Source organism: Pseudomonas sp. A39 (assembly GCF_058145955.1).
This window is the reverse complement of sequence record NZ_JBYVMD010000094.1, coordinates 1-6,584: the sequence shown is the minus strand read 5'-3', so window position 1 is coordinate 6,584 and position 6,584 is coordinate 1. Positions and strand designations below refer to the sequence as shown.

The following is a 6,584-nucleotide window of genomic DNA, read 5'->3' as shown; positions in this document are numbered from 1 at the left end:
CCGAACATCACGCCGATTTTCATACGGATCTGGTTGATGAAGATCACCAGGCAGTTGGCGTTCTTGATGTTACCGGTGATTTTACGCAGCGCCTGGGACATCAGACGGGCTTGCAGGCCCACATGCATGTCACCCATTTCGCCTTCGATTTCAGCCTTGGGTACCAGGGCTGCCACGGAGTCGACCACGATCACGTCGATGGCGTTGGAGCGCACCAGCATGTCGGTGATTTCCAGGGCTTGCTCACCGGTGTCCGGCTGGGAAACCAGCAGGTCGTCAACATTGACGCCCAGTTTGCCGGCGTATTCAGGGTCGAGGGCGTGCTCGGCGTCGACGAACGCACAGGTGGCGCCCATTTTCTGCGCCTGGGCAATCACCGACAGGGTCAAGGTGGTTTTACCGGAAGATTCAGGACCGTAGATTTCAACGATACGGCCTTTTGGCAGGCCGCCAATGCCGAGCGCGATGTCCAGACCCAGAGAGCCAGTGGAAATAGCCGGAATCGCCTGACGGTCGTGATCGCCCATACGCATTACGGCACCCTTGCCGAATTGACGTTCGATCTGACCCAGGGCCGCAGCCAAGGCTTTCTTCTTGTTGTCGTCCATTAAAGTCCTCACGTAATCAATAAGGCCGGGGCGGCCAACACCTGTATAAGTAGACAGTATTGTTCCACAAAGATCGGAGATCGCCTACCCCTGATTTTCTATTTCTGCTGCAGCTCGTCGCAACAAGCCCTCTAACGCGGCCTTTACCGTTTGTCGGCGGACCTCGTCGCGGTTGCCGGGGAAGTGCTGCAACTCGGCCGTCAGCTCGTCACCAACGCCAAAGGCCAACCATACAGTGCCCACCGGTTTGTCCGGCGAACCACCGTCCGGCCCCGCCACGCCGCTGACCGCTACGGCAAATCGCGCGAGGCTTTTTTCCTGTGCGCCACGGACCATCGCCTCCACCACTTCCTGGCTGACCGCGCCGACTTTTGGAAACAACGTTTCCGGCACATTCAACTGCCGGGTCTTCTGGCGGTTGGAATACGTGACGTAACCCGCCTCGAACCAGGCCGAGCTTCCCGGGACCCGCGTGATGGCTTCCGCGATACCGCCGCCGGTGCAGGACTCGGCCGTGGTGACATGCGCATTGAGCACCTGCAAGCGGCGACCCAGTTCGGCAGCCAATTGAGTGATTTCCTTCACGGTCGTCTCCAGAAGTGGGCGGGGATTTGCCTACCCTACAGGAGCAAATCGCTCATGCAAGCGACAGACTGGAACAAGAGATTAACGGGCGACCGCGCGCACATAGGCCTGACAGGCCCGCAAGGCAATCAGGGCGTTGTCTCCGTCGTCGGTGATGCCGATAATTCGCTGAGCATGCGCCGGGTCAAGTCGGGCTCGCGTGGCTGCATGAACCACGCTGCCGGCGGGGGCGGAGGCTGGCATTGTGCAGCCACTGGTGGACTCGGTGGCGTCGAGAAGGACTGACAACCGCACATCAGCAGTGGCCAGGCGGTCGCGCAGAGCAGCTTGGTGACGTTGGGCATCGCTTAACTCCCGCGCATGGTGTTGGTCACTGGCGTTGAGCTGTTGCTCTAGGGCCAGCCGTTTGGCGTGTTCAGCCTGCTGTTGATGCAAGGCTGCCTGGCTTTGCGCAGATAGCGCCTGCGCCTGCGCCATCAACACATGTTCAAGCTGCGCAGCATGGCGCCAGGCCTGCACCTGCCAGGTCAGCGCCACCAGCAAGCACGCGCCGATGAGGCGGCATACGCCTAAGAAGCGCATAACACCGCCTTCGCCCGCGCCCACAAGCGCAAACGGTCTTCCAGGCCATTGAGCCCGCCGTTGATACGCCGCGTGATGGTGGTGAACTGATCCTTATCCGCCAGCTCGTTCAGGCCATTGCTCTGCCAGAACCAGGCGGCGGACTCGGCGGCCCATTGGGGTTGCTCCAGCAACACCGGCTCACGCAATAATCGTTCATCACCGAACAGCGCCTGGCTGCAAGCCAGGTAATTGCGCCGACCGGTGATCTGGATCAGCCCGCGGCCTCGGTACTTTTGGCCATCGCCATCCGGCTCGGGCGTGTTGCCCAAGCGCGCAGCCAATGCACCGGTATCGTACTTGCTCAAATAGGCGTCACTGCCAAGTTCGCGCACGTAGTGCAGTTCGCCGGACTCGTGGCCGATCTGCGCGAGAAAAGCAGCGGCACGCTGCACGCTGTTGATTTCGTAACGAATGAAAGCCGCATTCAACGCGGGTAAAAAAAGGCCCGCTACACGGCGGGCTCCTGGCATGATTTGAATCAATTGAGGCTGAGTTATCACCACCACACTCACCTTGAAAATCCCCTAGGTGGACAAACCACCGGCCGTGATCGAACTGCGATACCCCGTCACCGGGTCGCCCACATTGATGACCTTGGTTATCGACCATTGCCCCTGCATGTACGCCGGCCAAGTGTCGTCCAGGCGCAACAGCCCTTCGGCGGCCAACAACGGGTTGCCGGGGCAATCGATCAACAGCTCCAGCCCCTCCCGCCCCACACGGCGCAACTCACCTTCGGCGACGGCACGCGCTTCTTCTTCGTTCTGACACCGCTGGCGCACGGTCTTGAACGGCGCGACCCCGATCTCAACCACGTGCTGCCTGCCCCCGGCAACATCCCACCAGGTGACACGGCTGCCGCCGTATTTGGAGCGCGCGTTGTCGTTGAGCGTGGCGGTGATGAAGGCGTGGTCACCGGGGCGGTTGTCCTGGGTCACGGACAATTTCACCTCCGGCAGTTGTTGAAGGGACAGCGATTTGACTTGCCCGGCCTCTGCCAGCACATACAGCTCGTTGAACGGTTTGGTCACCGCGCTATAGCGCCTGGCCAGACGCGTGATAAACGCCATATCGCTTTCGTTGGATTGGTCGATGTGGGCAATCGGAATGCCCTCCAGCGACGGCGCCACACGCGGTGAAAAACCATGCCGGCCGACCAATTGCCGAAACAGCGCCCCCAGCGTGGTAGGCCCGTAACTGGCGGAACGACGCTGACGGTAGCCGTGTGGGTCGCCCACGCTGAAAGGCGCGGCCGTCGCCACGATCATCAGGCGCATGGGAAACAGCACGGGGGTTCGCTGGGTGATGACGAACTCGCCCTTCTCTACCAGCCCCGACTCCGAGTAACCCACGCGCATGCCGACCTTGCCGCTCAAGCTTGGCAGGCCTTCAAGGCCTTCGATATTGAGCGTCAGTTCCAGCCGGTCAGACTCTATGCCCGCCGCGTCAGTGTGACTCCAACGCATGATGCGTTGATTGAGCAACGCCGCGTTGGCGCCGTAAAACTCTACGATCGGCGTAAATCCCTGTGCCATAAAACCTCCTCAATCCCATGCCAGAACAGGCTGCAACGCAGTCGGCCGCGATTGCATTTCAGGCACGCTCACCCACACACCGGCCGGAAGCACCGGCCCGTACTCGGCAAGGTCCGGATTCAGGCGCCACAAGGTTTCTTCGGCGCCATCATCGCAACGCCCAAGCTCGCGGTAGAGCAGCAGGTTGACCGAATCACCGGCGATACTTCGCACTCTACGCATTGACGAATTCCTCCAGCTCAAGGCTCCAGGTCATGACCATGGCGGTGCCGTCATCGATCACATTGTTCTGGGTTTCCATCACCGAGTTGATCCGCCACAAGCCCCAGTTACGGCCGATCCCATCCACCAGCGGCAACGGCGTGCGCTGATTTTGCAGCGCGCGCAATTCATCCAGTCGCTGCATACCGATGCCGTACATGGCTGTGCCACTGAACGTAAGTTTTTCCAGCTTCTGGCCGCTCTGCCGCGACTGCGGCTTGCTGGCGATTATCGCCAGGTCGCTCCAGCCGCCATCGCTGCTACGGGCCAACGTGGAATAGGCAAACCCTCGGGAGAGGCCAAAAATAAAGGCGCCCAGTACCATTTGCTGTCGCATCAATCACCTCCTGGATCAGCCAAAGCCGCGTTGCGCCGGATCCCCAACGCATCGGTGAGCATCGGCACACATTGGAATTGCAGGGCCTGGATAACCTGGTTGACCACCTGCTGGGCGTCGGCAGGATTGACCCCGGTGATCTGGATACTGGGGGCGATCGAGACTTGAACGTTGTCCGGGCGTGCATGGTTGAGTTCTTTGCTGACCGCGTTCGGTGACGGCAAGCGATCACTCGAACCGAACAGTTTGTCCCCCAACCAGGCGCCCGCCTCACTGCCCAGCAGACCACCGATCGCGCCGCCGACGGCAGTGCCTACGCCGGGTAAAACCAGAGTGCCGATGGCTGCGCCGGCAGAGGCGCCGGCCCAGGCTCCACCGGCGGTACTCAGGCCGGAACCGATGGCGTTGGCATCGCCGTGGCGCACGCCCTGGATCACGTCCAGGGCGGCGTATGCGGTTCTCAAGGGGGCGAGCCGCCGGATGCCGACGGTTCCGAGTGTGGCAACGGTATCGGTCAAGGCACCGGAGGGGCCATTTGGCAGGCTGAGCCTTGGCGCTGCGACGCTTGCCCCGGCAAAGGACTGAAAGCCTTGCGAGGTCACACCCCACTGAATGCCTGGTGGCAAGCCACCCAGGGCCTGGCGGGCTTGCCCGAACAGGTTAAGTAGGCCTGAACCACCCCCACCGATTTTTTTGCGACCTTTGACCTTCTTGCTGATCGGGTCCAGGAGCCCATCAATGGCCTTGTCTGCGAGCTTGCCTTTCAGCGCATCCCACAATTCGCCGCCAACGGCCTTGACCATGCCCATCACAGCCCCGTCAGCGGGCGCCTTGGGTTCATCTTTCAACGCACTCGTGGCGACATCAGCCGCCCTGGGCGCCAGGGAATCGCTGTTGATGAACAACGTACTGTTAAGCGTCTCCAACGTCTCGCGCAGTCGCACTTGCTCTTGGGTCAAGGCGTTGATGTCCACACTGAGTGTGACCAGCGTAGAGCGCAGCTCCAACTGTGGCTGCGAGGCAGCCTCCAGGCTCACAGGTGCCGCGGCACGGGTGGAAAACGGTGCGAGCACATTGCCGAGATCGGCCTCGCCGATCATCCAGCGGAAGTCCTCCTGGGCGAGCTTGATCCCATATTTAGTTTCCTGCATCCCGCTCTACTCCTGTTTAACCCCAAGGCGAGTGATCGCGATGTCGTAGCGGCGCAATGCTTTGGCGGCATCCCAGTCGAGGATCTCCGCTTCAGTTACCGAGTAAACCAGCGGCACCACATCGAGGATCACTTCGATGTCGCGTTGCGAAAGAAGGCCGCCGGTTGATTTAAAAAATCGTCGATGCGCGCCTGCAGTTCGGTCCAGTCGGGTACGGTCAAGCCGGCAAGATCAGGGATCATCAAGCCACTGCAGTGAGCGGTGATGAACTCGGCGCGTTCTTTGTTGGTGGCGAGTTTCTTCATCACCTTGGTCGCGCGCAGGGCGGGCATTTCCAAGGACAACTCGGTAAAGGTACGGCCGGCAGCATCGAGGGGCAGCAGCAAGTGGACGGGCTGGTCGTGGCCCGATTCCGCCGGCGTGCCGAGGAAAAACGACGCGGGACGTGTCGACATCTCGTGTACGTATTGGGCAATGGTCACGTAGTCCGGGCGCTTGAGTTGGTCGAGCTCTTTTTCCGACAGGCCGGTGGCGAGTTTCGCCAGTTCGAAGAACTGGTCGTCCTCGTCATCACCGGCCCGGGCCAGCGCTTCTTTTTGCGCGGCGTAGTACAGCGGCTTGAGTTGCACCTGTTCGATCGTCGCGCCGGTGTCGGCGTTGATCGGCGAGAGCAGGCGGTGCAGCGGTGGCATCCAGGCCATGGGGCAGCTCCTTGGTGAAGTAGGGGGGCGAACGAACCCGCCCCCGGGGGATTACGGCATCAGCACGGCGCGGCGGGCATCGCCAAGAATGTCGACGCCGTTGAGCACGAACTTCTGGGTGCGCACGTCGATGTCGATCACCGGAATGCCGTTTTCCAGGCGGTTGTAGGTGCGGCAGGACAGCTCCAGCGTGGTGGTGGCCTTGGTATTCATCACCATCGCCGCCTCGCTCAAGGATTTGAGCTTGCCGCCAACGGTGTGGTAGGTGAAATAAGTCTTGCCGTCCTGGTCCTGGCCGGCTTCACGCACGTTGAGCAGGATGTCATCGCCCAGGCGCACGCCCAGGGCCAGCATGATTTCCGGGCCGGCACCCTGCAGGATCAAGGTGGCGGTCAAAGGCTTGCCACTCTTGGCCATTTCTTCGGCAATGAAACGGCCGCCGGTCATGGCTTCCATTTCGAACTCGATCTTCGGCGGCGTGAAGGAGTCCACTGTCGCGGACAACGGCAGGCCTTGAAGGGTGGCCGCAATGGCCTGTCTGACTCGGTTGGTAAACATTAGAGAACGTCCTCCAGGAACTGCTCGATGATTTCATCGCGGGCATTGAGTTGATAAATCATGTGTTCGTTTGGCGCGTAGCGGCCGTAGTCGATGACGATGAACCAGGTGCCGTTCTTGTACTTCTCGACACTGTTCAACTCCGGGTGCAGGTACACGCTGCCGCCGGGGATGGTTTCGTCGGCGACCAGGGTTTGCAGCCAATCGTTGATGCGCTTGACCTC

Annotated in this window: 11 protein-coding genes and 1 pseudogene; all 12 read right to left on the bottom strand. The window is 60.9% G+C overall.

From position 1 onward, the window contains the following. On the bottom strand, window positions 1–608 hold a 608-nt coding region (recA, locus tag AC3ZU9_RS31070; RefSeq protein WP_490091771.1), incomplete at its 3' end, for a recombinase RecA. Window positions 609–692: 84 nt separating this feature from the next. Beyond that, window positions 693–1,193 carry a CinA family protein gene (locus AC3ZU9_RS31065; protein WP_012722520.1) on the bottom strand — a complete coding sequence of 167 codons (501 nt, stop codon included), beginning with the start codon at window positions 1,191–1,193 and terminating at the stop codon, window positions 693–695. Between the two features lie 81 nt (window positions 1,194–1,274). Next, entirely contained in the window at window positions 1,275–1,775 is a 501-nt protein-coding gene (locus AC3ZU9_RS31060; protein ID WP_012722519.1) for a lysis system i-spanin subunit Rz, read from the bottom strand. Then, window positions 1,763–2,320, bottom strand: coding sequence for a glycoside hydrolase family 19 protein (locus AC3ZU9_RS31055; protein ID WP_046034455.1), 558 nt, complete (start codon window positions 2,318–2,320; stop codon window positions 1,763–1,765). Before AC3ZU9_RS31055 ends, AC3ZU9_RS31060 begins: the two co-directional genes overlap by 13 nt. 21 nt (window positions 2,321–2,341) lie before the next feature. Next, window positions 2,342–3,352, bottom strand: coding sequence for a contractile injection system protein, VgrG/Pvc8 family (locus tag AC3ZU9_RS31050; protein ID WP_046034454.1), 1,011 nt, complete (start codon window positions 3,350–3,352; stop codon window positions 2,342–2,344). A 9-nt stretch (window positions 3,353–3,361) separates the two neighbouring features. Continuing rightward, the gene (locus AC3ZU9_RS31045; RefSeq protein ID WP_012722516.1) at window positions 3,362–3,574 is read right to left on the bottom strand and encodes a tail protein X; all 213 of its coding nucleotides are present in this window, start codon (window positions 3,572–3,574) and stop codon (window positions 3,362–3,364) included. Further along, window positions 3,567–3,950: a phage tail protein gene (locus AC3ZU9_RS31040; protein WP_046034453.1), complete on the bottom strand. Its 384-nt coding sequence runs from the start codon at window positions 3,948–3,950 to the stop codon at window positions 3,567–3,569. Before AC3ZU9_RS31040 ends, AC3ZU9_RS31045 begins: the two co-directional genes overlap by 8 nt. Then, window positions 3,950–5,101, bottom strand: a complete 1,152-nt coding sequence (locus tag AC3ZU9_RS31035; protein ID WP_490091770.1) for a hypothetical protein — start codon at window positions 5,099–5,101, stop codon at window positions 3,950–3,952. The genes AC3ZU9_RS31040 and AC3ZU9_RS31035 overlap by 1 nt, the downstream gene beginning before the upstream one ends. A gap of 6 nt (window positions 5,102–5,107) precedes the next feature. Continuing rightward, a complete protein-coding gene (locus AC3ZU9_RS31030) occupies window positions 5,108–5,233 on the bottom strand; it encodes a hypothetical protein (RefSeq protein WP_012722513.1) in 126 nt (41 codons plus the stop codon). Next, window positions 5,230–5,802, bottom strand: a complete 573-nt coding sequence (locus AC3ZU9_RS31025; RefSeq protein WP_046034451.1) for a phage tail assembly protein — start codon at window positions 5,800–5,802, stop codon at window positions 5,230–5,232. The genes AC3ZU9_RS31030 and AC3ZU9_RS31025 overlap by 4 nt, the downstream gene beginning before the upstream one ends. A 51-nt stretch (window positions 5,803–5,853) precedes the next feature. Continuing rightward, the gene (locus tag AC3ZU9_RS31020; protein WP_012722511.1) at window positions 5,854–6,360 is read right to left on the bottom strand and encodes a phage major tail tube protein; all 507 of its coding nucleotides are present in this window, start codon (window positions 6,358–6,360) and stop codon (window positions 5,854–5,856) included. After that, window positions 6,360–6,584: pseudogene (locus tag AC3ZU9_RS31015) on the bottom strand (phage tail sheath protein); the annotation flags it as partial. The gene AC3ZU9_RS31020 and the pseudogene AC3ZU9_RS31015, both read right to left, overlap by 1 nt.